The sequence below is a fragment of the Bacillus sp. FSL K6-6540 genome (assembly GCF_038007545.1).
The window spans coordinates 1,071,768-1,096,495 of sequence record NZ_JBBOXH010000002.1 but is presented as its reverse complement, the minus strand read 5'-3'; the positions used below and the strand labels follow the sequence as shown (position 1 = coordinate 1,096,495).

The following is a 24,728-nucleotide window of genomic DNA, read 5'->3' as shown; positions in this document are numbered from 1 at the left end:
TGGGTGAAAAAATGAGAGGCAGAAGAATGATAGATAGATGGGAAGATGACAATAAGAGCTTTCTTAAACTTAATATAAAAAACAAAGTTCTTCCAACAATATACGGTGGCATTATAGGAGATATGTTAGGAGTCCCTGTTGAATTCAAAAAAAGAGGAGATTTTCATGTGCAGGATATGGTAGGATACGGCACCTATAATCAACCTCCTGGAACCTGGTCTGACGATACATCTCTGACCTTGTGCCTGATGGAGAATATGATTGAAAAAGGGAACATAAATGATTTAATGCAGAAATTTAAACTGTATCAAGATGAAGGTTACTGGACGCCGTATGGTGAAATGTTTGACATTGGCAGGACGACCGTTGAAGCAATTACCCGATTTAGGAAAGGTGTTCTGCCAGAAAAATGCGGCGGTCAGTCAGAATTTGATAACGGAAATGGAGCATTAATGAGAATTTCACCATTAGTGTTTATTTTGCATAAGGAATTCGATTTTGTGAAAAAAGCAGAGATGATCAAGAAATACACTGAAATAACCCATGCCCATCCGCGTGCTATAGTTGGTTCCATTATTTATGTTGAACTATTACTAAGGCTATATTATAACAATTCAATTGATACATCTTTAAGAGAAGTGAAAGAGCTTTTCGACGAGAATTTCAAAAAAGAACATATATACCATAAAGAGTTAACACATTATAAAAGAATTTTTGAAAAAAGCTTTTTGAATACACCAAGAGAAGAAATTCGATCAGACGGGTATGTCGTTCATACTTTAGAAGCGGCAATTTGGTGTTTCGGCACTACATCTTCATTTACCGAGGCTGTACTAACAGCAGTGAACTTAGGAGAAGATACTGATACTGTAGCATCAATAACAGGATCGATAGCAGGAATGTATTATAAGCTAGATGGGATCCCAGGAGATTGGTTAGAAAAAATAGCTCGTAAGCAAGATGTTGATAAATTAATAGAAGAATTTTATCAGTATTGTGCAGATAAAGCGATTATCGAGCAATATGGGGATATTTAGATTTACGTTAAAATACTTAATCATACAAGGTAACGAAAGCAGACCAATAACGGTCTGCTTTCTCTATTCCTAAACAGCAACATCATACAAGAAATCCCCCTAAATCATGCTACACTTAATCCAAGACCACCACACCGACAGGAGGCATCCCATGCAAAACGAAACCCGCACATTGCAGCTTGACCCACACCTTCATATAGAAGCCTACCGTTTCAAGGGAATTATGCAAAAGTTCCCGAACCACTTTCACGATTATTATGTGATTGGATTTATTGAAAAAGGGCAACGGTATCTGGCCTGTCAGGATCAAGAATATATCATCAATCCAGGTGATCTTCTCCTCTTTAACCCCCGTGACACGCATAGCTGTGAACAGATTGACGGCCGGACGCTTGATTATCGGTGTATCAATGTTATGCCGGATATCATGGAGAAGGCGGTGAAAGAGATTACTGGCTCCGGGCATCTCCCTTATTTCTCCCAGCATGTGTTATTCCGCCATGAGCTGACAGCCAGCCTGCAGGAATTGCATATTTTGATATCCGAGGAAAAACAAGCTTTGCGTAAAGAGGAGCTGTTTCTTCATCTATTAGAAGAGCTGATCCGCCATTATTCAGATGTCACGTTCCTTAGCAGCGTTCCAGAACCATCAGACGAAGTCAAAATGGTTTGTGAATTTTTAGAAGAGCATTATGCCGAAAATGTCACACTCAATGATTTGAGTGAATTAACAGGCTGGAGCAAGTATCATTTATTGCGTTCATTTACAAAACAAAAAGGCATTACCCCTAATAGCTACATGGAAACAATCCGGATTAATCAAGCGAAAAAACTTCTTGAACAAGGGGTAAGGCCGATTGATGCGGCATTTCAGACAGGATTCAGCGATCAGAGTCATATGACGAAGTTTTTTAAACGGCAGGTGGGGCTGACGCCGAAGCAATACATGAAGATTTTTGAAAAGGAGCTTCACAGATGAACATACAAAGAAAAACTTCGGGGCATATCGCAGCCATTGTGACCATTCTGATTTGGGGGACGACCTTTATTTCGACAAAAGTTCTGCTGGCTGACTTCTCTCCAATGGAAATATTATTTTATCGGTTTTTGATGGGCTTTATCGCTCTTATCCTCGTCCGTCCCAACATGATTCCGTTCAGAAATTGGCGGCAGGAGCTGTTGTTTGCCGGGGCTGGTTTATTTGGCGTAACCTTATACTTTCTATTAGAAAATATAGCTCTCACCTATACATACGCATCCAATGTCGGCATGATCGTGTCCATTATACCGATGATCACTGCGGTTTTGGCCCATTTTCTGCTCGAAGGCGAAAAACTGCGTCTGACTTTTTTGATTGGATTTGTCTCGGCACTGATCGGGCTTTTATTGATTACGTTTAACGGCAATGTGGTACTTCGTCTAAATCCACTCGGAGACATCATGGCAGCCGGGGCTGCTCTCGTGTTTGGCGGATACTCGATATTCATGAAAAAATTAAGCGCTTACAAATACCACATCATCGAGCTGACACAGAGAGTATTTTTGTATGGTTTATTGTTTATGGTTCCCGCTTTATTTTTGTTCGACTTCCATTTTGACCTAAGCCGATTTTCATCTGCTTCAAATATACTCAACATGCTTTTCTTAGGGATTGGCGCTTCGGCCCTGTGCTTCGCCACTTGGAATTATTCAGTCGGCGTGCTCGGAGCCGTCAAATCCAGTGCGTATATATACATGGTCCCGGTTATCACAATCGCCGCTTCCGTCCTGATCCTGCATGAAAACATGACATGGATCGCTCTTCTAGGAGGCGCCCTTACGCTTTTAGGCCTCTACATCTCGGAGATGAAACCGAAAGCGAAGCTGTTGGAGAATGGATGTAAAATGGATGCTTAACGGCATCCATTTTTTTATTTTGTCCTACGTTTGCCACCTATAAATGAACGCAATCTAACAAAGGAGGAATCGAAATGGTTGATGAAATGGTCTTAATCACACAGCAATGGCTGAACGATACGTACAGCGGCAAACATGGGTATAACCCTGTAGAAGAAAGCGGGAAAACTGGGTGGGATACGATCTACGGTCTGACTCGGGCGCTTCAAATTGAATTGGGTATCTCAGAGCCAGCCGATAACTTCGGGCCGACAACACAGCGTTTATTTAAGCCTCTTAAACGCCAAGCTCCAGATTCAAAACCAAGCAACATGAATTTTATTTTACAAGGGGCTTTATGGTGTAAAGGCTTTAATCCCGGCGGTTTTACAGGCGTCTTTTACGAAAAAACAGAAAATGCGGTAAAAGAATTTCAAAAAGCTGCCGGACTGACAACACAGGATGGGATTGTCACCACGTTAATTATGAAAGCCTTATTAGACATGAGCGCTTTTAAGCTGGTGTCTGGGGGTGATTCAAGAATTCGCCAGATTCAACAAAACTTAAATCGGGACTACAATGACTATATCGGGTTAATGCCTTGTGACGGACTGTATGGCCGCGATACAAATAAAGCTCTTATTTATGCCCTGCAAAAAGAAGAAGGCATGAGCACAAGTGTTGCCAATGGATTTTTCGGAAACGGCACCACAAGTTTATGCCCTACTTTAACTCCCGGCGATTCAAGAACAGGATTTGTCTTAATTGTACAGTACGCCCTCTATTGTAACGGAAAATCGTTCGATCCTGGTGAGTTTGACGGCAAATATGGTGTGGGTGTTGTTTCAGCTGTTAAAGCATTTCAAGAGTTCATGTGCCTGCCGCAAACAGGTTATGCAGATATGCCAACCATTAAAGCTTTATTATCAAGCTCAGGAGACACAACTCGCGCCGCTTCTGCTTGTGACACTGCTACAATTATAACCGCAGAAAAAGCTCAAACACTACGGAATAACGGTTATAAAACGGTTGGCAGATATTTGACCGGAAATGTGCGGACAAGCAGCGGCCTCACATCAAAAGCCCTGACATCTAAAGAGCTTGCAGTTATTCTTGATGCCGGATTGAAGGTTTTCCCAATTTATCAAGACGGCGGCTATGAATCTTCTTATTTTGTCAAAGACCAAGGCACAAGAGATGCATATAGTGCCGCTTCTGCTGCTAGAAGATTAGGTTTTCCGTCAGGCACGACCATTTATTTCGCTGTCGATTTTGATGCATACGATTATGAAGTGACCGATAAAATCATTCCTTATTTCCAAGAGATTAAGTCAGCATTTACAAAAATGCAGACATTTTCAACCGCACCTAAGTATGAAATAGGGGTTTACGGACCAAGAAACATTTGTATCCGTACATCAGAAGCAGGAATGACAAAGTATAGTTTTGTGGCAAATATGTCAACAGGATTTAGCGGCAATCTCGGCTATCCGATGCCAAACAATTGGGCCTTTGATCAATTTTATGAAGGAACCATCGGAAGCGGCTCTGGAAGCATCGGGATTGATAAAGACGGGTATTCAGGAAGAGACTCAGGTGCAAGCAATGTAAATCCGCCGTCTGATCCGGTATATGATGCAAGACTGCGTACACTGACAGACATTTTATCTACCATTCCAGCTTTAGAAAATCTAACAAGTCTGGCAAACGCGATGTTTGAATTTGATACGACAGAAACCATTTTCACATCACCTGAGTTGGATATTATTCTATCAACTTCACTTCTGGCAACCATACCAAGTGAAGGTTCACCAAACACAATTACCATTACAAATGGTAAACCAGGTGCCTATATCACGGGTTTATTGGGCGACACTCAAACGTCTCTCACTGCGTCACAAATCGACTCTTATCAAAACCTTTTAAATAGTCTGAGCTTATCAGTACGCAACGGTTATTTGGAGGTTTATGTAAATCCAACAGCTGAATCTTTAAACATTCAAATTAAAATCTATACACCTGATATTCCAGTAGGTGACAATGTCACAACTGGACTAACGACTACGATTACGTTTAAAATAAAACAGAAGCACTTTACTTTACCAGATACTGAGGAAGTATACTCACCAGATTGGGATACTATTGTCAACAACATGCTTGTGGTAGGTACAGGTATCTTAATTGTTGCTGGTATTGGTGCATTAGTATTAACGGTAGGTCCTGAAATGGGAGCTGCTGCAATACTCTTCCGTACATTTTTAGCACTTTTTAAATAATATTGTTTCTCCATGATTCCTGTAGGGATTCATGGAGTTCTTCTTAAAAAAGGGGGGATACTGTATGAAAAGTAATATACATAAATATCAGGAGATCACAAAAAAAATAGAAACCGACTTGTACCCTATCAGTCAAAACGATAATGATTTACTTTTGTACCTAATGAAACAAGACTCTTTCACACTCAACCAAATGAAAGTGTGTTTAATTGAACCACAGCTCACATTCAAACACACTGTCAAAATCGTATTTACAGTAACATTAATAACGTTATATATTTATTTTTTCAGTTCTCATTATAATGATTTAATAGAAATGGGTATACAAATGTTTTTTGTGTTAATTGGCCTAATATGGGTATTTGGTGTTTCCCCATTTTCAAGAAAAGTTCAAATTTCTGAACGCTTCAAACAAAAATCCGAAAACGCCCGCATAGTCGGTATGATCGACTTCGTATTAGAACAAAAATACAAAAAAAGCATCTCTGAATAATCCCAAATCAGAGATGCTTATCCTCTGCTCTCATCACTTCTCTACCACAGACGCACTGTCTCGCGTAACTGCCGCTGGCTCCCTCAGCATCACATTCATTACGCTCGCAAGCACGAGCATTCCAATCGACAAATAAAAAGCCAGTGTATACTCACCCGTTACCGTGTAGATGACGCCGGGCACATATGCACCTAGTGCCGATCCGATCTGATGGGCGAGTGACAGCCAGCCAATCATGAGGCCGATCGAGTAGTTTTGAAAGTACTGGGTGGCGAGTATTTGAGTCGGTGCTACCGTTGCAAAGTCCACTAATCCAAACAGAATCGCAAAGGCTAAAAGCAAGTAGGGCTCGTGGCTGTAAATAAGAATCACGATCGACAGCGCCCGCACCGCATATAAAAAGCACAGGATTTTCCGGCTGCTCCACCGGTCCGCTACAATTCCGGACAGCAAGATGCCAGCAATATTAAAGCCTGCCAGCAGACTGACAGCAGTACTCGTGACTGTCGTTGAAAAGCCATGATCATGAGAAAACGGAATCAAATGGGTATCCATCAGCCCCACGGTCGTAAATCCACAGATCAAAAACGGAAAAATCAAGAACCAGAATTGCCTCATACGAAACATCCCGGCCACTGAAAGAGCTGTTGTTTTGGGTGCTGTTTCTTTTTCTGATGCAGCCAGTCCGCCTATCGGCTCTGTATTCTTTTCTGAAGGATTGTTCCGCAGCATCAGCAGCGCAGCCGGAAAGACAATCACGATTAACAGCAGTCCCAACACCACAACCGTCAGCTTCCAGCTAAACCAATGGATCAACATGAGTGAGCCGGGAACGAGAAGCATTTGCCCCGCGCCAAAGCCTGCTTCCATGATCCCAAAGGCTAGTCCCCGCTTTTTGCTGAACCAATTGACGACCAATACACTTGCCGCCACATTCGATGCTCCGCCCACTCCAAGCGAGACACCCAGCCCATAAAGCAGAAACAGCTGCCAAGGCGAAGTCACTAGGTATGTTAAGAAAATGCTGACTCCTGTCAGTAACGCACTCCATGCCAAAACAGCCCGGGCACCCCATTTGTCCACAAGCCGCCCAATCACAGGCTGTGATATGCCATAAACAATAAAACTCATCGTCGAAATCAGCGAGATGGTGCTTCTATCCATTGAAAACTGCCGTTCCCACGGCTCCACAAACGCACCAAATGACAGCCGCACCCCCTGAACCGCCAATAAGATCAAAAAGGTGACGGAGACGATGATCCACGCATAATGCAGTCTTTTCATGACAGTTCCAAATCCCACCGTTCTTCTGTCAGCTGCTGTCCCCATAATGGCGCTTCTTGTTTTACTTCACTTATCCTGAATCCAAATTTTTTATAGAGCGGACGAGCCTCAGCCATGGTACTCACCGTCCAAAGGAAAATGCGGTCAAACTTCATGTCTTGGCAGTATGCAACCAGATGCTCCAGCAATTGCGTGCCGAGCCCCCTGCCCCGAAAATCCGAATCAACCAGAAACCATCTGAGCTGAACTGTCTTTTCATCATGCTTGACCAACCCGACAGAGCCGGCAAATTTCCCGCCGCTTTCCGCAATCCATATTTTTTCGATTTCAGCGTCAAATGTCTCCTGAAGATAAGCTAAAAACGTGTCATCCCAACCGTGAGCCTCCGCGTAAAATTGTCTTTGTTTCTCAATAAGGAGTTGAAGATCCTCCGAGAGAAAATAATCTCTAATCGATATCTCTGATGATCTGGCAGAAAGCGACTGTGAAAGGATCGCTTCAATCTCTGCCATCGCCTCGGCAAGCTTGTGCTGCTCCTTTTGGTTGATTTCATTCAGCATCAGTTCTACTTGTTCGTTGGCTTTCTCCTCCAGCTTTTTATAAATCGTTTTTCCTGTTTCTGTGACAAAAATATAATGGTGGCGGGCGTCATCTTTGCTCCTCTGTTTATAGATCAAATCTTCTTTTTCAAACTGCTTCACAATCCTGCTGACATATCCCCGGTCAAGCCCCAGCTTATCCTGAAGAGCTTTTGCCGTACAATTAGGCGTATTATAAATCTCAAATAAAATCCGTGTTTCTGTTAAGGAAAACGGGCTGTCGTAAATGTGCTCATTAAGGAAACCAAGGACGTTTGTATAAAATCGATTGAACTTTCTGAATTTTAATCCGACAGATGATTCTCTTGTTTTCAAATCAATCCCCACTTTCTAATATTGTTGACTAAGCCAATTATAATCACATATAGTTGCCTTAGTCAACGATATGTTAGAAAGTGAGGTCTTTTTAATTTCCTGATTCCTTCCTTTTCCTTACCACAATCAATGTGATATAGGATAAAGCCAGAGAAACCAAGCTATAGACAACAGCCCATCCCAAAAATGATTCATTAAAAATGGTAAAGGTGAGCACAAGAGAAATCACCAAACTAAGCATTGGCATCAGATACGGATTTTTACAAATACAGGTCCCGACAATCGATAGCAGCATAATTCCTAACGGTAAAATAAAGAATGCGATATCTAATTCATCCACCTTTAAACAGCCTCCCTCCAGATTTTTATGTTACTAGTAAAAAACATAACTTCATTTAGTAAAAGGATAATATTTACTTCCCTAAGGCCCAATTTGAAAATTACCCGTTTACATTCGCTCCGGACTATGATAATTTAAGAAAGCGCTATCATGATAAGTTAATAGCTTGGATGGAGATGAGGAGAGCCAGGAATCCAACCCCTTTTGACAAGGGGTGTTTTCTGGCTCTTTTTGTTTTTCGGGAAAGGAGGCACGCCACACATCCAGCACAAACAGCAAAGGGGGATAATTGTTAATGCTTAATATATTTAAACCGGCTCCTCACATTGAGAGACTGGATGATTCAAAGATGGATGCGGCATACAAACGGCTCAGGCTGCAAGTATTCATTGGTATTTTCATTGGCTACGCAGGCTACTACCTGCTGCGGAAAAACTTTGCCTTTGCCATTCCTTATCTGCAGGAACAGGGATTTTCGAAAACAGAACTGGGTTTGGTGCTGGCCGCTGTGTCCATTGCGTACGGCTTCAGCAAATTCATCATGGGAATGGTGTCTGACCGCTGTAATCCGAGATATTTTCTGGCGACAGGCCTATTTTTATCAGCAATCGTTAATATTCTATTCGTTTCAATGCCTTGGGTGACTTCGAGCGTCACCATCATGTTTATTTTTATGTTTATCAACGGATGGTTTCAAGGAATGGGCTGGCCGCCATGCGGCAGGACGATGGCCCATTGGTTCTCTATAAGTGAACGCGGCACAAAAATGTCGATCTGGAATGTCGCCCATAACATAGGCGGCGGTATTCTTGCTCCGCTTGTGACTCTTGGGATCGCGATGTTCGTCACTTGGAAAAGCGTGTTTTTCTTCCCTGCCATCATCGCCATTATCATTTCATTTTTAATTGTTTTATTGGTTCGTGATACACCTCAATCCTGCGGACTCCCGCCAATTGAAGAGTATCGGAATGACTATCCAAAACACGCTTTTAAAAATCAGGAAAAAGAATTAACAACAAAAGAAATTCTTTTTCAATATGTGCTGAACAACAAATTTCTTTGGTACATCGCTTTTGCCAATGTATTTGTTTATTTCGTGCGATACGGCGTGGTTGACTGGGCGCCTACTTACTTAACAGAAGCCAAAGGCTTTTCTCCTGAAGACTCACGCTGGTCGTATTTTCTTTACGAATACGCAGGCATACCGGGAACGATCTTGTGCGGCTGGATCAGTGACCGATTCTTCAAAAGCCGCCGGGCACCGGCAGGCGTTTTGTTTATGGCGGGTGTTTTCATTGCCGTATTGGTGTACTGGCTGAATCCGGCCGGCAATCCGCTCGTAGACAATATCGCCCTGATCAGCATTGGCTTCTTAATCTACGGACCTGTTATGCTGATCGGCCTGCAAGCGATCGATCTAGCACCGAAAAAAGCAGCCGGAACTGCAGCCGGTTTGACCGGATTTTTCGGATACATCGGCGGATCCGCCTTCGCAAACGCCATTATGGGCTTTGTCGTTGACCGCTTTAATTGGAACGGCGGCTTTATCATGCTGATCTCATCCTGCATTCTTGCTATCGTCTTCTTGGCTTTGACGTGGAATACAGGAAAACGGGCGGAACACGTTTAAGAAAGAAACATAAAAGATTAATCATTTTCCAACACGCCGTTTACATCCGTTTTTTAATATGAAAGACAGGTAGTGCTTATCTATAAGGAGGAGAAATCATGAGAAAAAATAGAATACTGGCCTTGTTTGTTCTGTCGCTGGGATTACTCTCATTTATGGTAACGCCAGTGTCGGCAGCGTCAAAAGGAAACCTGCTGTCACCTGACCGTATCCTGACCGTCGCGCACAGAGGGGCTTCTGGATATGTGCCTGAGCACACGATTCTGTCTTACGAAACCGCTCAGAAAATGAAAGCAGATTATATTGAATTAGATCTGCAAATGACAAAAGACGGGAAATTGATTGTCATGCACGATGAAAAACTGGACCGTACCACAAACGGAACGGGCTGGGTGAAAGACCATACGCTCGCAGACATTAAGAAGCTTGACGCCGGTTCTTGGTTTAATGAAGCCTATCCGGAAAAAGCAAAGCCGCAGTACGTCGGCCTTAAAGTTCCTACATTAGAAGAGGTATTAGACCGTTTCGGAAAGCACGCGAACTACTACATTGAAACAAAATCGCCTGACACCTACCCAGGTATGGAAGAAAAACTGATCGCTTCTTTGCAGAAACATAAATTACTGGGGAAGCATTCTAAGCCAGGCCAGGTGATCATTCAATCGTTCAGCAAAGAAAGTCTGGTAAAAGTCCATCAATTACAGCCAAAACTGCCGACCGTTCAATTGCTGGAAGCCAAACAAATGGCGTCAATGACAGATGCTGCCCTGGAAGAAATCAAAACATACGCTGTCGGTGCGGGCCCGGATTATAAAGCTTTAAATCAAGAAAACGTCCGTATGATCCGCAACCACGGCCTCCTGCTTCACCCTTACACAGTCAATAATGAAGCTGATATGCATCGCCTGCTTGATTGGGGCGTAACAGGAGTGTTCACCAACTATCCTGATCTTTTCCACAAAGTAAAAAAGGGTTATTAAAAGCAAAAAACCTTGCGACAACTATCGCAAGGTTTTCTTCATATTTTATTCTTTTCCGGCAGCAGCTTCTGACTGTCCATTAAGCAGCTGAGAATTTATCTCTTTCGCATCCTTTAAGTATTCTGTCTGGTAGCCGCTCTTCAGCGCCCACACATAGAATACAAGTGATACCATCGCAATCAGAACCATATCCCAGCCATAATGAATGACATTCAGGCCGCCGAATTTATCACTGCCCAAATAAGAAATGACCATCATGGCCAGCAGATAAAACACCATCCAGACGCCGGCTTTGAAGTTTCGGCCAAACCCTTTCCATTTCGCCTTCGCCTGATAATAGAAATAAATCGGAAGACCGATCAGGATAATAAACAGAACCTGTCCTGTTAACGGCCAGCGCGCCCAATACAGCACCAGTGACGCAAAGATAAATCCAAGCGGCGCAATCACGTTTAAGCCTTTTAAACGAAGAGGCCTGTACAGGTCTTTCCCCGTCCGTCTCAATGTCATGACTGTGATCGGGCCGGTGATATAAGAAATTAACGTAGCAACGGAAATAATTTCCGCTAATACGCCCCACCCTCTGAACAGGAACAAAAAGATGAACGACACAATCAAGTTAAAGAACATTGCTTGTCGCGGAACGCCGTAAATCGGATGAAGCTTCCCGAATATACTCGGCATGTATTTGTTTTTTTCCATTCCGTAAATCATTCGGGACGTTGTCGCCGTATACGTAATCCCTGTTCCAGACGGTGATACAAATGCATCCGCATATAACACAATAACTAGCCAGTTAATATTCAGCGCAATCGCCAGATCAGCAAAAGGAGAATTAAAATTCAGATGGCTCCAGCCGTGAGCAATATCAGAAGGATTCACAGCTCCAATGAAGGCGATCTGCAGCAGGACATAAATCACTGTCGCAACGAAAAGAGAGCCAACAACCGCAATCGGGATTGATTTCCCCGGGTTTTTTGCTTCACCCGCCATATTAATCGGGCTTTGGAAACCATTAAACGCAAAAACGATACCTGAAGTGGCAACCGCCGTCAGCACACTTGCCCAGCCATTCGGCGCAATGCTTTGACCGCCAGTAAAGTTTTCTCCGTGGAATCCGACAAACAGCAAAGCTCCAATCGTAAGACCCGGAATAATAATTTTAAAAATCGTAATTAATGAATTCGCTTTCGAAAATAGATTGACTGTCCAGTAGTTCAGCAGAAAATAAATGAGAAGCAATACAGAGGCAAACGCTAGTCCTTCCCCAGTCAGCGTTCCATTCTTCACCAAACCGCTTGTCCATTTCGCCCATTCCCAAGGCCAAGAACTCATATATTGAACGGAGGCCACCGCTTCAACCGGAATGACGGACACAATCGCAATCCAGTTGGCCCAGCCCGCAATAAAACCGATAAACGAACCGTGTGAATATTGCGTATATTTTACCATTCCCCCCGCTTCAGGGAACATAGAACCTAGTTCACTATAAGAAAGAGCAATAAATAAAATGACGACCATTCCAATAACCCATGAAATAATAGCAGCTGGTCCTGCTATTTGAGCAGCACGCCAAGCCCCGAACAGCCAGCCTGAACCGATCATCGACCCGAGCCCGACCATCATGAGGGAAAACGTTCCCATTCTTCGATGCAATTGATTCATATCGTAAACACCTTTCATGTATGATGACATTCTCTTGCTAATTATATTATTATTCTGATTACTTTACTTTGTCAATATTTATCGAATTTTGACTGAAACTATAATAAGTCAATGTATATTACCTTCCAATACAGGAATGAAGTCACTAATTTCTTCTTAAATGGAATTTACTGTTAATCCCAACGATAAAAACACAATAGGTTTAGCTATTTCCAAAACGGGAATGATACAGGAAACACTATTCTTAAAATAGAAAGGAGTATCACCATGAAACAAAAGCTGTTACTTTCAGGTCTCGCTGTTTCAACTGTCGGCATCACTTCTTATCTATTAAAAGACCCGTCAAATCGCCAAAAGGCAAGAGAATTCATTCACAGCATGAAGATGAAAATAACAAAACAGCCCGATATGGAAACGTTCCCAGTTGATAAAGCCGGCCACCCGGACCCGCAAGATATCGAGGATAACAAAATGGTATCAGAAGGCTCCATGTATCCCGTCCAATACTACGATGAAAAAAAGAAGTAATCAAAAAGCTCTCTTCGATAAAGGAAGAGAGCTTTTTGATTTAACTTTTTCGTCTGATTCCGCTCATTACGAAGCCGCTTTCAGGCAATGACGGCATTCTGGCGAGACTGTAATGCAGTGATTGTTCCGGAACATCGTATTCAATCTGATGGACGAGGAAATCCAGGCTCGCTTTCATGACTTCAATTGTAATGCCTTCCCCTGGACAGCGGTGGCCTTTCTCGGCGTGCCCCCCGCCTTGAGGAATCATATCAAACGGATTTTCTTCCCGCTCCGCAAATCGTTCCGGCCGGAATTCATCGGGATGATCCCATAGACGAGGGTCGTGGTTCGTTCCATATACATCAAGCAGCACCGATGTGCCCTTCTTAAACTCACAGTTATTCCATACAAAATCTTTTTTGACAAGCGCCCCTAAAAACGGGCCGAACGGATAATATCTGCGGACCTCCTGCACAAACATTTCTCTTTCCCTGCTGTTTCCAGACCGCAGCCATTCCTTGTACTTCGGATGCTCATGAAGCGCCAAAGCTGAAAACACAAGAAAGTAAGAAATGGCGACAATAGGCCGGAGTACATTAATCAGCTCAATGGCTGCCATGCGGGAATCCAGCTGGCTTCCATCTTCTAGTGTGTGAAAAGCCATTTCATGCAGCGCTGTTCCGGGAGTCGTTTTCAGCAAGCCGGCACGAGCATCTTCAATCATGACTTCAATCCACTCTTCCGCACGCGGCCTTGCTTTTCTTCCCTTCCAATGCCGCGGTCCCACAGCACCGAACGCATCGACCATGTCAATGAAGTCATCCGCTCTCTCTTTGACTTCCGTTTCCTTCAACGGAACACCTGCCCAATAGCACGCTACCCGGCACAGGATTTCTTTTGCTTCTTCAAATAACACAACCTCATCTGCCTTCTCCCATCTTGTGACTGCTGCTTTCCACTCCTCTGTCATCAACTCAGCCAAACGTTTTTGATGCGGCGGTGTCATCAATGATAGAAAAAGCATCTTCCGATGGATATGCGCGCTGCCATCCATTCCCTGAATCGCATTAACACCAAACAGCGATTTCTGCACCCGCTTAGGCAAAGCGTTCTGTCGCTGGAATCGATCCGTATCATAAAACACCTTCGCCGCGTCAGCGCCAGTCATGCAAATAAAGTTTTTTCCCAACAAACGGGCCTGAAACAGATCTGAATTGTAGCGCTCTGTTCTGTTTTTAATAAATAAATACCCTTCCTTCAGCAGCGTCAGGCTGTTATCGAGACTTTTGTCATGTGGAATCTGCTCATTCATCCGCTTACCCTGCCTTCCTTTTTACCCTCTATTTTCACGTTATCTTCCGAATATAAACCCAGTAACAGTATTTGTTTACAAAACCAAATTTAAGCGCTTTTTGATTATTTTTTAAAGGAAGAACAAATGAAAGAGAGAAAAGGTAGTTAATCAAAACAAAGGGGAGAACAAAATGAAAAAATGGATATATGTTGTGCTTGTGCTGAGTATTGCAGGGATCGGCGGCTTCTCCGTCCACGCAGCGTCATCTGCTCATGAAAAATACTTGAATGTCAGCAGAATGAATGTCGATGATGAATTCAAGGATACGGATGGAACCTTCATTCTTCACGATTTACAAAAGGAGCAGACATTTGTCTATAACAGAAAACGGGCAAATCAAAGACAAACTCCGCAATCCACCTTTAAAGTCGTGAACGCTTTAATCGGTTTGCAGGTCAAAGCTGTAAGAGATGAATACGATGTTAAACGATGGGACGGGGTCAAGCGTGAATTCGAATCATGGAACCGCGACCATACGCTTGGCTCGGCCATGCGTGAATCCGCAATTTGGTATTATCAGGCATTAGCGAGAGATATCGGCGAGGAAAGAATGAAAACATGGCTTCATACACTATCTTACGGCAACAAGGATATCAGCGGGGGAATTGACCAGTTTTGGCTGCAAAGCTCGCTCACAATATCTCCGCTGGAACAAGAAACCTTTTTGGAGAAACTATTTAAAGAGGAGCTTCCATTTGACAAACCGGTGATGAAAATCGTCAAGCGCATGATGATTCAAGAGGAAGGCGATCATTACACGCTCTACGGGAAAACCGGAACCCGCCTGACTGATATGGGATTAGGATGGTTTGTCGGATTCATCAAAACAGAGCATGGCTCTTATGTCTTTGTCACCAATGTCGATGATTCCGGCACAAAAGCCAAAAACATCACCGTGGATATCCTGAAAAAGTATGGCCTGATTACATCCTAAATAAAAGAGCCCTGCACGGCAGGGCTCTAAATCTCATGCTCAAAACAATAATGATTCACAAGCTCTTCAATCAAATCATGATCGGGATATTCCCCGTTAAATTCAAATTCGATTTCTTCCACAAACTCTCCTTGATGGTACACATGGATGGCTCCGTTTTGACGGACAACGCTAAACTCCGGCTGAAATGTATATCCGCTTCGTTCAATTGCTCCCATTTCTTACCCGCCTTTCTCAAAGCAGTAATTCATACACCTCGTTTAATTCCTTGGCCCGTTTTTGATCCTGTTCATTCTGGGCATACTTAATTTCTTTTTCTAATACATGGTTCAAAAAAGACATTTCATTATCATCTAAGTCTTTTACAAATTCCTCTTCATTTGCATAACGCTTCGCCAGCATCTTCTTGCAAATACGCTGGCAGACTTCATTTTCTAGATGATTCGAAAGTGATTCGCGCAAATAACCGAGTGTAACATCCATTTCATGAACACCTTTCCTTCTGCTATCTTTACCCTATAGCTTGCTAAAATAGGGAAAATCCATACGCGAAAAATAAAAAAAGAGACATCCGTGAATGTCCCTTTTTTATCGTTATTCAGCTGCTTGTTCGCTTTTTGTCAAATTGGCCTGCGTGCGTTTGCCAATCCCAAACACATAATAACTAATGACCACAAGCGCTAAGAAAATTACGCCTACAATCAGAGAGATACGAGTATCATCGTTAAACCACATGCCAACCAGAACCATCAGCAAGAAAGCAATCGTCAAATAGTTAGTAAAAGGAGCAAACGGCATTTTGAATGGATGTTTATCTAATGCAGCACCCTTCGCTTTTCTGAATCCGATATGGCTGATCAAAATGATAAACCAAGGAATCATCCCTGGGAGCACGCTTGCGCTGTATACATAGACAAAGATCTTCGGCGGCGCGATATAGTTCAGTACAACACCGACAGCCAAACCGATCAACACCGCAATTGTGCCATACAGCGGCACACCATTGCGTGAAATCTTCTTAAAGAATTTCGGTGCTTGTCCATTGACACCCAGTGTATACAGCATGCGGCCCGCGCTGAAAATACCGCTGTTACAGCCGGACATTGCCGCAGTAATCACGACAAAGTTAATAATGCCGGCTGCTGCCGTAATCCCGATTTTCGAGAACGTAGACACAAACGGACTTCCGAGTGAGTTGAGCTCATCCCAAGGATACACCGTCACGATCACAAAAATAGCGCCAATGTAGAAAATCAAAATACGCCAGATAATACTTTGAATCGCATTTCTTAGCGTGTTTTGCGGATCCTTTGCTTCACCCGCTGTAATCCCGATCAGCTCAACTCCTTGATAGGCCGCAATGACAAGAGACAGTGCAAAGAAGAAACCTGAGAAACCTCCTGCAAAGAAGCCCCCGTGAGACCACAGGTTCGACAAACCGATCGCATCTCCGCCATTGCCAAAACCGAAGAAAATAATTCCGATTCCCGCAATAATCATCAAGATAATCGTCACGATTTTAATCATCGCAAACCAAAACTCAAATTCCCCAAACGACTTAACAGAAATTAAATTCGCCGCACCAAGAATCACCATTGCCACGATACCAGGTATCCAAGCAGGCAAATCCGGGAACCAATACTTCATATAAGAACCGACAGCGATAATTTCTGACATGCCGACGATAATCCACTGGAACCAGTTGCTCCATGCTGTTATATAACCTGCCATCGGATGAATATATTGATGGCCGAACGTCGCAAAAGAGCCTGTGCTCGGCTCGACATACAGCATTTCACCCATCGCACGCATAATAAAAAAGATAAAAATTCCGCATATTGCATAAGCCAGAAGGACAGATGGGCCAGTCCATGAAATCGTGCTGGCAGAACCCATAAACAAGCCAACACCGATTGTACCGCCCAAGGCGATCATCTGAATATGGCGCGCGCCCAGGCCCCTCTTTAATTCTTTATTTGCCACTCCTCTTCCTCCTCCTAACAAAATACTCATAAATGAGAAAACAGCAGACCTGCTTGCCTTCACATGAATCAGTGATAACAATCAGAAAATTCAAACTTAAAATTGTTATATAATCTCCTAAATTACTTATTTCATCATAATAAATTTCTCTGGAAAATACAATTGTTTTTTTCAGGTAAACACCTTTGTTCAGAGTTTTGAATCGTTCACTTCTTTTAAAATCTTTTATATAAAAATAATAAAATTATTTGAATATTTAAATTAATACACCCCTTAGATTCTCATAAAAAATAAGCTGTTCTACATGAACAGCTTACCTAATAATTCACACCCGTTTGACGCTTTAATGCTTCAAGCCACCCGGTATCTCCGGTCCCATAGCTCTTGCTTTGTCCCACATCTCTCAGAGATCCATTGCTGTAATCAATTGATAGGATGAAATCCGGAATGGCATTATACCCAGCTTCCGCGATTTTACTGAGCTCTGAACGATAGTAAGATATAGCATAAGAAGCCGTTTGCTTCTGCACTGGATCTTTTTCAAGCTCTTCCTTATATACATCTATTAAGTCACGTCCCTCAGGCGTGACGTACCGCCCATCAATCACTTCTAAATCCTTCAAATGGTAGCCAGTGACTTCGTACATCTCACGAGCTGCCTGATACTTTTGATAGGCCTCTTCGGAAAATTGTGCTGAATCACTGCTTTGGCTTTTCATGATGTGCAAAAATAGCTCTTTGCTGTTGTCTCCAGATTGCAGCACTTGCTCAATTTGCTTGATCAGATCCTGATCGTCTGTCCCGCTCACCCGCACCTGATAGTCAATCGGTGTGATTGTAAACGTCAGCTCTGTCCCCTCTGGAATATGAATATGGTTTCGATTCAACAGCACTTGCAGCTGCTGGTTAACCTGTCCCCGCTGATACACCTTTTCATTCTCAGCTTCCACTTCCCCATGAAATGTGACATTCCGAAACGCAGCATCCTGAAGGTTATAGTTTTGCGCCTTCCCTTTGAATAACCATTCTGTTTCATTATCGTAAGCGGCCTGTCTTTCTGCAGCTGACAGATCACTTCTGAAATAAGGAGACTTTGAATTTTGGTACTTATCCTTAATATAGCCTAAGGGATCAGACTTTGTTTTGTTAATCGCATTCATCCTGCAGTATTTTTCATCTAGTATTTTGGTTCTGATATCACTCTCAGATTCATAGGGGTTTTGGGATTGAATCACTGTTTCTTCCCCTGTGTCTGTCACTGTTCGATCATTCGCTGATTGATACACTTTGCTGAACGTCCCGCTGTTTCCCGACACGCTGGTTTTAGAATAATTGAACTGATTGATTCCCCCAGTTGAAGATTGTGATTTAAGCCTGCTGTATGCCTTTTCCAGAACTGCCGCTGGATTTTCAGTCGCATTCTCCCGTTTGGCAGGCGCATTCTTGCTCAATATGTTCTGTGCCATCAGCTGAGTGCGTATAAATTGCCGATTCAGACGCATTGAATTCCCTCCCGAGTATTCTCTCTTATTCTTTTTTATCGGCAAAGATAATGTATATATTAACCTCAAAAAACATTTATTTACACCCAAATCGTTATTATGTATGATGGAAATAAAAGGAGGTTGTTTGCATGGTGAAAAAATGGCTTATTCCATTCGCTGTTATGCTGTCTGTCTTATTCACCTTTACGTATTCGGCATCAGCTGCCGGAGTCACTGCTATCACAGGAAACAATTCATTTGATACCGCAATGCCGATCGGTTATTGGAAATATAAAAATATCGATACAACAATACTGGAAGCTGGACAAGATGAAGCCTATTTCACTTTTACGGCTAATAAGGGAGAAAAAGTATACGTGAGGAGTACATACCAGAGCGCGTATACAGGGATGAAAATTGAAATTTATGATAAGAATAGAATACCTGTTTCTCAAGGGACAGAAGTCATTAACCCTAATACGTTTTCTTCTTTTATTTATGCAAATGCATACGCCCAAAACACGACAGATACCTTTTATGTGAAAGTGTCACGAGGCACCTATACCGGAAACATGTATTTTACACTTTCAATTGAAGACCGAATCAAATCAGGCAGTGGAACATTCCAATTCAGCGGCGTTGCTGAAAATAAAGGAAATACAAGCCTTAGCCTCTCAGGTTCTGACTCCAGCGTGATCAAGGTTGATTTAACAAACCAATCTGGGATACCGCGTGATGCCATTGTAACCAGAGTTCAGACAACCGCCACTCAAACACCAAGCCAGGGAAATACACGCCACCTGATCATGACGAGCGAAAACAACGAATGGCGCCGTGCTCTTGTAAACAGCTCGACTTCAGGGTCTTATGATATCTCTTTGTCAGATCAACTCAGTGTGGCAAAGGTATGGAGTTTTAAATATAATACATTAGCGACTGCCAGATCGACGATGAGCAATGTTAAAGCAAAAATAGATTATGAATACGACGTAACAAAGCAGTTTTAACTTATACCGAGCCGGTTATCCGGCTCTTTTTTATTCTCCGGCTAGAAGGTAAACTATAGTCAGTACAACTTTCATAGCGCTCCTTTCACATGATACGAAAAGGATACGATATGAAAATAAATTTCTATTAAACCTAGTAAATATTTAATTCTAAGCAAAAAGACCGCCTCTTATTTACAGCGGTCAATACTGCTAATTGTATATTCACTAACTATCGGAATTTTGTTCCAATTCTTTCTTAGTCTCTAACACTCGATCTTCAACCTCTTTCAAAGCTGCATCATATTTATTTGCACCAACTATTTTTCTAATTTTTTTCTTATTAGTATTTGATAGTGAGAAGTCTTCCACTTCAATTACCTTATCATTATTAATTACGTTCCCTTTATCATCAAAGGAAATACTTACGTTAAAATCATCAGAGTCATTTTTGAAACCAGGATTAAGCTTTTCAGGCACAAATGATGAGCCTGTTCCATTCTTCTGTTTTATATAGATAACATAGTATTTATTATCTTGATCAGATACCATATTATCTGAATATGAACTATCTTGTTTTTGTGTTTTTCCAACTTGATTTTTGTTCATATTATTTTCATCATCTGGTTTATTCGTTGAGAAAGAATAGGCAGCTATAATTAGACATAATAATGCAAACACTAAACAAATCGTAAGAAATTTTATTTTTCTTTTCAAAAATGTTTACCCCCAATTTGTATTAATCACTCTTTAATTAAGACTTGTTTAGTAACATTATATTCTCTAATAATCAATAATATACTTGTTAATAATATGTCTAAAATCGCCAACCATAAGGAAATTTCACCCAATAACGCAATATTTCCAGATACATAAAAGCTAACCATAAAAGTCAGACTCCAGAAAACCAACACCGAGAGATAGACCAAATAATGCTTCTCAAAAAAGCTATAACCAAATATCCATTGTATTGATAATAGCTTTTTGTTCATTTCTAAGTAATAAACTGCCGAAAAAATTAATAATACTACAGCTAACAAAAGAAATACCCCACAATATATAGCCGTTAACTGTAATGCTTCTTTATCATTGGCTATCTTTAATTCGACATTTGAATAAGCAATAGATACAGGGCTCCATATGTTGTTTAATTCATATTCCTCTAATGTTCTTTTTATTATTTTGAAAGGATCTTTACCTTCACTAATTTTGGTATAAAAACCATACCCCATAGAAATATTATTAGCTAGTATCAAAGGGTCAAATTTATTATTAACTATTACGGCAATCGGATCTACAATCTTATAGTTACTGTTTTGAGCTGAATTTGTAGAAAACGTAAAATAAGATTGGTTATTCTGGACATAGATAATATTTATTTTTACAGGAGCAGCACGTTTTATATCGTATATACCTTTATAATCTTCTGCTAATGATCTTTCAATATCTTCTTTATACATTTTAAATTTTATTGGTACTAACACATTTATTACATCTTTATTAGAGGAAGGTATCCCCACATCTTTTCCATGTATATCTTTTATCATATTAACCGATAAATAATTCTTATTTATTTCTACTTTTCTTCCCTCTTCTCCCCATGGATTTATGTCTTGAGATGTAATTTGTGAATCATTCGAGTAAAAGTCCGAAGGATATATAAAAAACGCCCCTTGGGATTCTAGTTTTTTATAGAAAAGTTGAATTTTTTTTCGCTCTTCTTTATCTTTTTGAAAATTAAGAGTTTCTTGTTTTTGCTCTGGTGAAGCTATCATCCCTAAATAAGAATATTGTTTTAACAAAGACCATTTTTCTTGATTCGAAACCGTACTTTTTAACACCTGAAATTTGCTAATCCCCTGCTCTAAACCTAATAATAGAAAAACTGCCAGTACAAAGCGCACAATAATATTTAAATAAAAAAACATTCTTACAGGTTTTTTATTTTTAATCATTTGTGGGATATTGATACTTCCAGTACTAAACCATATTATTAAAAAAATGATTGTAAGTATTATTGATAACAGAGCAATGTTTTTCGATAAAAAATATACGAACTCAATGAATTGTTGATAGTGATTATACCAATATAAATATAATATTAAACCTAAACTTCCAACAAGCAAGGAACTTATAATGATAGGAATATATTTTCTGAATAGATATATTCCTATATGAAATAAATTACATCCTAACATATACCTAACAGCGATTTCTTTATAGTTATTACTTACATCATATAATATTGTAAGCATTATCAATAAGCATAAAATCAATGAGCTTATATACATCATTTCTTGATAAGGATATGGTGTACTCACACTTTGTGAATCTTCATTTTTTGATAACTTAATTGAAAAACCATGCTGTAATGCGATTTTCTTAAAATTTTCAGCATGTTTTTCACCTATTACAGTATAGGTACCTTTAATATCTTTTGTTTTTTCCGCAGCAATCATTGGCCTAATTTCAATAGGTTCAAAACTATGAAATATCTCTAATGTTCCTATCTGATGCTTATTCTTTGTTTGAACAGTAGATAGAAAATCATTAGAACTACTATTGCTTCGCAAAAATTCCCCATATCTTAGTTTTAGATCTTTAAAATATTCTGATGCATTATAGAGAACAACATAATACACTACTTTATCTTTATTATTATCATTTTCATATGATATGCGTTGCAAATTAACTTTGGATTCAAATGCTATTTGTTCTAACATTTTGAAATTATCTTTTTTACCGATTTTAGAATTCCCTTCATCTATAACAACATTCCATGCATCATGAACATTATCATGATTAAAAGATTGAAACTGTAAATATTCAAATTGCTTTATCGATAGGAAACTTACAACTATAAAGGTAGTAATAACGAGAAGGAATAATAATTTTTTCACAATCTATTCCCCCTTTATAATTGTAGAGTTCTTGAAAAAATTTTTATTAGTTCTTTATCGTGAGTTACCATAATGATTGTTTTCTCTTGTTTATGTAGTTTTTGAAAAAGAGATATTATAATATCTCGGTTTTCAGTATCCAATGATCCCGTAGGTTCATCAGCTAAAATCAAAGTAGGATTTTTAAGCAGCAGTCTTGCAATGGCAACGCGTTGTTGTTCCCCACCACTTAAAGTATGAACTTTTTCTTTACCATAGTTATCTAAACCAACTTCTTTTAATGCAGAAGACATAGCAGTTCTTTTTTGTTGTCTATTCATCTTCTTATGTTTAAGTGCGATTTCTAGATTCTCATTCACAGATGCATTATCAATTAATGCATAGTTTTGAAATATAAATCCTAAGTGATGTCTAAGTAAATATCTTTTATTTCTTTTTCTATTTATATCCCTATCTAATATTTTTATAGAACCACTATCTGCTTTTTCTAACGTGCCAATTATATTTAGCAATGTAGTTTTTCCCTTTCCACTCTTTCCAATAATTCCAATAAACTCCCCAGGTTCAATAACCAAATTTAAGTTTTCAAAAATTTTTCTTTCATTGAATGATTTGTTCATATTTTTTATTTCAATCATATTTTCTCCTTATTTATCTTAATACAAAAGGGACTTATATTTTATAATATAAATCCCTTTTGAAAAATTTTCTATTTGTAAACGTGTTTGTGGTAGGAAACTTTATAAGGACCGGTATAATCAAGTCTTAATTTGGACCAATATCTAGGTTGTGCAATACGACCTGGATAATTTATACCTTTTTTTGTTATTGACGAATTGTGACGATAAAGCCAATGGTAGTAATCATTGTAATCCTGCATTTTCTTTTTGTCATAACCATAGTTCCACTTTTCCCCGCTTCCAGCAGATACTGTGACAGGAATTATCGTGCTTATCGCTACTATTGTTAATAGTAGAAATGCAGCAATCTTTTTCTTCATTTCCGTTCCTCCTTTAGAAACTAATAACTTATATAGGTAATATTATCATTTTATATGCCTTTTTTCAACATTTTTTTCAAATATTTAACTTATTTTTTCTCTAACAGTATTTAATTATTATGATATTTAAAATTTAGGTTAGGAACTTTTTTGAATTGTTTTCACTTGATACTCGTCAAATAGTTAAATTGTTAAACGCCTATAAATGAATATTATAAGCAATCAAAAATTTTTTCAAAAAGTGATATATTCCTTTCATTAGCCTATATATATTAGTTCTTTTAATTTTAATGTTTTTATAGATCCATTTATTAAATTTGATTTCTTGGAGCTGGAGTTATTTGGAAAGCATTGCTTCTTTCCCAGAATGTCTCGGATACTACTAATAAACAAAATCAAGACGCCACCTTCTCACAATGACAGCTCCCTATTCATTTGAAGACTGACAAGAACCGCTCGACAAGATGTGCCGCAGCACCTATACGCTCAATATGCTGGGTCAAGGGGAGAACAATCGGCACTTTTAAATACTCCACCGCGGGTGCACACCTGCTGTCAGCCATCAATCCCCCGCAGCACAGGCAAAAGCGCTCGCAAATTTGCCAACAAGTACTTATTTAAACCGATCGGCATGAAAGAAATCCTGCATTATGAAATGAAATCATTCGGCTTTGACGATCTATTCGGTAAACATGTGAGGGGTTGGGTGAACGACCCTGAAATTATGGTACTTGGAAGAATCAACAGATCATTCCTGAGTCATTGGATTGACCAATCAACAAAGATGAACGCCAATAACTATGGCTATCTATGGTGGCTTCGTGATGAGGACAGTGTTTTTTCATACTCAGCACTAGGCGATGGCGGGAATGTGATTTGCTGTGTTCCGGTGAAAAACCTGGTTGTAGCCATTGCATCGGAGTTCTTCATGCATGCTCGTGACAGGTGGCAATTGATTAAGGAGTATTTAGTTTCTCAATGAAATTATGAAAATTGACAACCGAGAATTCCTTATTGACAGCCTGCTCTAAGGAGCACGATATTGAGAAGGCTGCCATTCTTTCTTATGTCAATTAAACTTTC

The 24,728-nt window shown here is 40.3% G+C and carries 23 protein-coding genes and 1 pseudogene; 11 read left to right on the top strand and 13 right to left on the bottom strand.

Annotated features, from left to right (window positions below; genetic code table 11):
* The first annotated feature begins 11 nt into the window (after window positions 1-11).
* The 5 genes from MHH82_RS38085 to MHH82_RS38065 all read left to right on the top strand — a co-directional run bounded on the left by MHH82_RS38085 (window position 12) and on the right by MHH82_RS38065 (window position 5,681).
* On the top strand, window positions 12-1,037 hold the full coding sequence (locus MHH82_RS38085) for an ADP-ribosylglycohydrolase family protein (RefSeq protein WP_015252933.1): 1,026 nt from the start codon (window positions 12-14) through the stop codon (window positions 1,035-1,037).
* Window positions 1,038-1,188: 151 nt separating this feature from the next.
* Window positions 1,189-2,016: an AraC family ligand binding domain-containing protein gene (locus tag MHH82_RS38080; RefSeq protein WP_003246321.1), complete on the top strand. Its 828-nt coding sequence runs from the start codon at window positions 1,189-1,191 to the stop codon at window positions 2,014-2,016.
* On the top strand, window positions 2,013-2,933 hold the full coding sequence (locus tag MHH82_RS38075; protein WP_072175266.1) for a DMT family transporter: 921 nt from the start codon (window positions 2,013-2,015) through the stop codon (window positions 2,931-2,933). The genes MHH82_RS38080 and MHH82_RS38075 overlap by 4 nt, the downstream gene beginning before the upstream one ends.
* Before the next feature lie 74 nt (window positions 2,934-3,007).
* Window positions 3,008-5,188, top strand: coding sequence for a glycoside hydrolase domain-containing protein (locus tag MHH82_RS38070; RefSeq protein WP_038827921.1), 2,181 nt, complete (start codon window positions 3,008-3,010; stop codon window positions 5,186-5,188).
* A 64-nt stretch (window positions 5,189-5,252) separates the two neighbouring features.
* Window positions 5,253-5,681, top strand: a complete 429-nt coding sequence (locus MHH82_RS38065) for a hypothetical protein (RefSeq protein ID WP_038827922.1) — start codon at window positions 5,253-5,255, stop codon at window positions 5,679-5,681.
* Between the two features lie 33 nt (window positions 5,682-5,714).
* Here the strand turns inward: MHH82_RS38065 and MHH82_RS38060 are convergent, their stop codons facing one another.
* The 3 genes from MHH82_RS38060 to MHH82_RS38050 all read right to left on the bottom strand — a co-directional run bounded on the left by MHH82_RS38060 (window position 5,715) and on the right by MHH82_RS38050 (window position 8,219).
* Entirely contained in the window at window positions 5,715-6,965 is a 1,251-nt protein-coding gene (locus MHH82_RS38060; RefSeq protein ID WP_038827926.1) for an MFS transporter, read from the bottom strand.
* Window positions 6,962-7,879, bottom strand: coding sequence for a bifunctional helix-turn-helix transcriptional regulator/GNAT family N-acetyltransferase (locus tag MHH82_RS38055; RefSeq protein ID WP_072175267.1), 918 nt, complete (start codon window positions 7,877-7,879; stop codon window positions 6,962-6,964). The genes MHH82_RS38060 and MHH82_RS38055 overlap by 4 nt, the downstream gene beginning before the upstream one ends.
* Before the next feature lie 91 nt (window positions 7,880-7,970).
* Window positions 7,971-8,219, bottom strand: coding sequence for a YbeF family protein (locus MHH82_RS38050; RefSeq protein ID WP_015715167.1), 249 nt, complete (start codon window positions 8,217-8,219; stop codon window positions 7,971-7,973).
* 295 nt (window positions 8,220-8,514) lie between these two features.
* On the opposite strand from MHH82_RS38050, the gene glpT reads away from it, so the two are divergent.
* Both glpT and MHH82_RS38040 read left to right on the top strand, forming a co-directional pair.
* Complete coding sequence (gene glpT, locus MHH82_RS38045; protein WP_003246460.1) at window positions 8,515-9,849, top strand: glycerol-3-phosphate transporter; 1,335 nt, start codon at window positions 8,515-8,517, stop codon at window positions 9,847-9,849.
* 98 nt (window positions 9,850-9,947) lie between these two features.
* Window positions 9,948-10,829 (top strand): glycerophosphodiester phosphodiesterase, encoded by an 882-nt coding sequence (locus MHH82_RS38040; RefSeq protein ID WP_038827925.1) that lies wholly within the window; start codon window positions 9,948-9,950, stop codon window positions 10,827-10,829.
* 45 nt (window positions 10,830-10,874) lie between these two features.
* On the opposite strand, the gene MHH82_RS38035 is transcribed toward MHH82_RS38040, so the two are convergent.
* On the bottom strand, window positions 10,875-12,494 hold the full coding sequence (locus MHH82_RS38035; RefSeq protein ID WP_003246447.1) for an APC family permease: 1,620 nt from the start codon (window positions 12,492-12,494) through the stop codon (window positions 10,875-10,877).
* Window positions 12,495-12,761: 267 nt separating this feature from the next.
* Here MHH82_RS38035 and MHH82_RS38030 point away from each other — a divergent pair, with 267 nt between their 5' ends.
* Window positions 12,762-13,022 (top strand): hypothetical protein, encoded by a 261-nt coding sequence (locus tag MHH82_RS38030; RefSeq protein ID WP_003234883.1) that lies wholly within the window; start codon window positions 12,762-12,764, stop codon window positions 13,020-13,022.
* Window positions 13,023-13,062: 40 nt separating this feature from the next.
* Here the strand turns inward: MHH82_RS38030 and cypC are convergent, their stop codons facing one another.
* Window positions 13,063-14,316: a fatty-acid peroxygenase gene (gene cypC / locus MHH82_RS38025; RefSeq protein ID WP_072175268.1), complete on the bottom strand. Its 1,254-nt coding sequence runs from the start codon at window positions 14,314-14,316 to the stop codon at window positions 13,063-13,065.
* Window positions 14,317-14,488: 172 nt separating this feature from the next.
* Between cypC and blaOXA the strand changes: the two genes are divergently transcribed.
* Window positions 14,489-15,292 (top strand): class D beta-lactamase, encoded by an 804-nt coding sequence (gene blaOXA / locus MHH82_RS38020; RefSeq protein WP_038827933.1) that lies wholly within the window; start codon window positions 14,489-14,491, stop codon window positions 15,290-15,292.
* A gap of 26 nt (window positions 15,293-15,318) precedes the next feature.
* On the opposite strand, the gene MHH82_RS38015 is transcribed toward blaOXA, so the two are convergent.
* The 4 genes from MHH82_RS38015 to MHH82_RS38000 all read right to left on the bottom strand — a co-directional run bounded on the left by MHH82_RS38015 (window position 15,319) and on the right by MHH82_RS38000 (window position 18,777).
* The gene (locus MHH82_RS38015) at window positions 15,319-15,510 is read right to left on the bottom strand and encodes a DUF5370 family protein (RefSeq protein ID WP_003234886.1); all 192 of its coding nucleotides are present in this window, start codon (window positions 15,508-15,510) and stop codon (window positions 15,319-15,321) included.
* A 16-nt stretch (window positions 15,511-15,526) separates the two neighbouring features.
* Window positions 15,527-15,775, bottom strand: coding sequence for a sigma-G-dependent sporulation-specific acid-soluble spore protein CsgA (gene csgA / locus MHH82_RS38010; protein WP_003234887.1), 249 nt, complete (start codon window positions 15,773-15,775; stop codon window positions 15,527-15,529).
* Between the two features lie 111 nt (window positions 15,776-15,886).
* Window positions 15,887-17,275, bottom strand: a complete 1,389-nt coding sequence (locus MHH82_RS38005) for an amino acid permease (RefSeq protein ID WP_015252942.1) — start codon at window positions 17,273-17,275, stop codon at window positions 15,887-15,889.
* 317 nt (window positions 17,276-17,592) lie between these two features.
* Window positions 17,593-18,777, bottom strand: a complete 1,185-nt coding sequence (locus MHH82_RS38000; protein WP_038827935.1) for a DUF4885 domain-containing protein — start codon at window positions 18,775-18,777, stop codon at window positions 17,593-17,595.
* A 131-nt stretch (window positions 18,778-18,908) separates the two neighbouring features.
* On the opposite strand from MHH82_RS38000, the gene MHH82_RS37995 reads away from it, so the two are divergent.
* Window positions 18,909-19,766, top strand: a complete 858-nt coding sequence (locus MHH82_RS37995; protein WP_072176032.1) for a hypothetical protein — start codon at window positions 18,909-18,911, stop codon at window positions 19,764-19,766.
* A 207-nt stretch (window positions 19,767-19,973) separates the two neighbouring features.
* On the opposite strand, the gene MHH82_RS37990 is transcribed toward MHH82_RS37995, so the two are convergent.
* The 4 genes from MHH82_RS37990 to MHH82_RS37975 form a co-directional block, all read right to left on the bottom strand.
* A complete protein-coding gene (locus MHH82_RS37990) occupies window positions 19,974-20,462 on the bottom strand; it encodes a hypothetical protein (protein WP_072176033.1) in 489 nt (162 codons plus the stop codon).
* 26 nt (window positions 20,463-20,488) lie between these two features.
* Window positions 20,489-22,645, bottom strand: coding sequence for a DUF1430 domain-containing protein (locus MHH82_RS37985; RefSeq protein WP_072176034.1), 2,157 nt, complete (start codon window positions 22,643-22,645; stop codon window positions 20,489-20,491).
* A gap of 14 nt (window positions 22,646-22,659) precedes the next feature.
* On the bottom strand, window positions 22,660-23,283 hold the full coding sequence (locus MHH82_RS37980; RefSeq protein WP_072176035.1) for an ABC transporter ATP-binding protein: 624 nt from the start codon (window positions 23,281-23,283) through the stop codon (window positions 22,660-22,662).
* A 71-nt stretch (window positions 23,284-23,354) separates the two neighbouring features.
* Entirely contained in the window at window positions 23,355-23,645 is a 291-nt protein-coding gene (locus MHH82_RS37975) for a lactococcin 972 family bacteriocin (protein WP_072176036.1), read from the bottom strand.
* 401 nt (window positions 23,646-24,046) lie between these two features.
* Between MHH82_RS37975 and MHH82_RS37970 the strand changes: the two are divergent.
* Window positions 24,047-24,627: pseudogene (locus MHH82_RS37970) on the top strand (serine hydrolase); the annotation flags it as partial.
* Window positions 24,628-24,728: the final 101 nt, after the last annotated feature.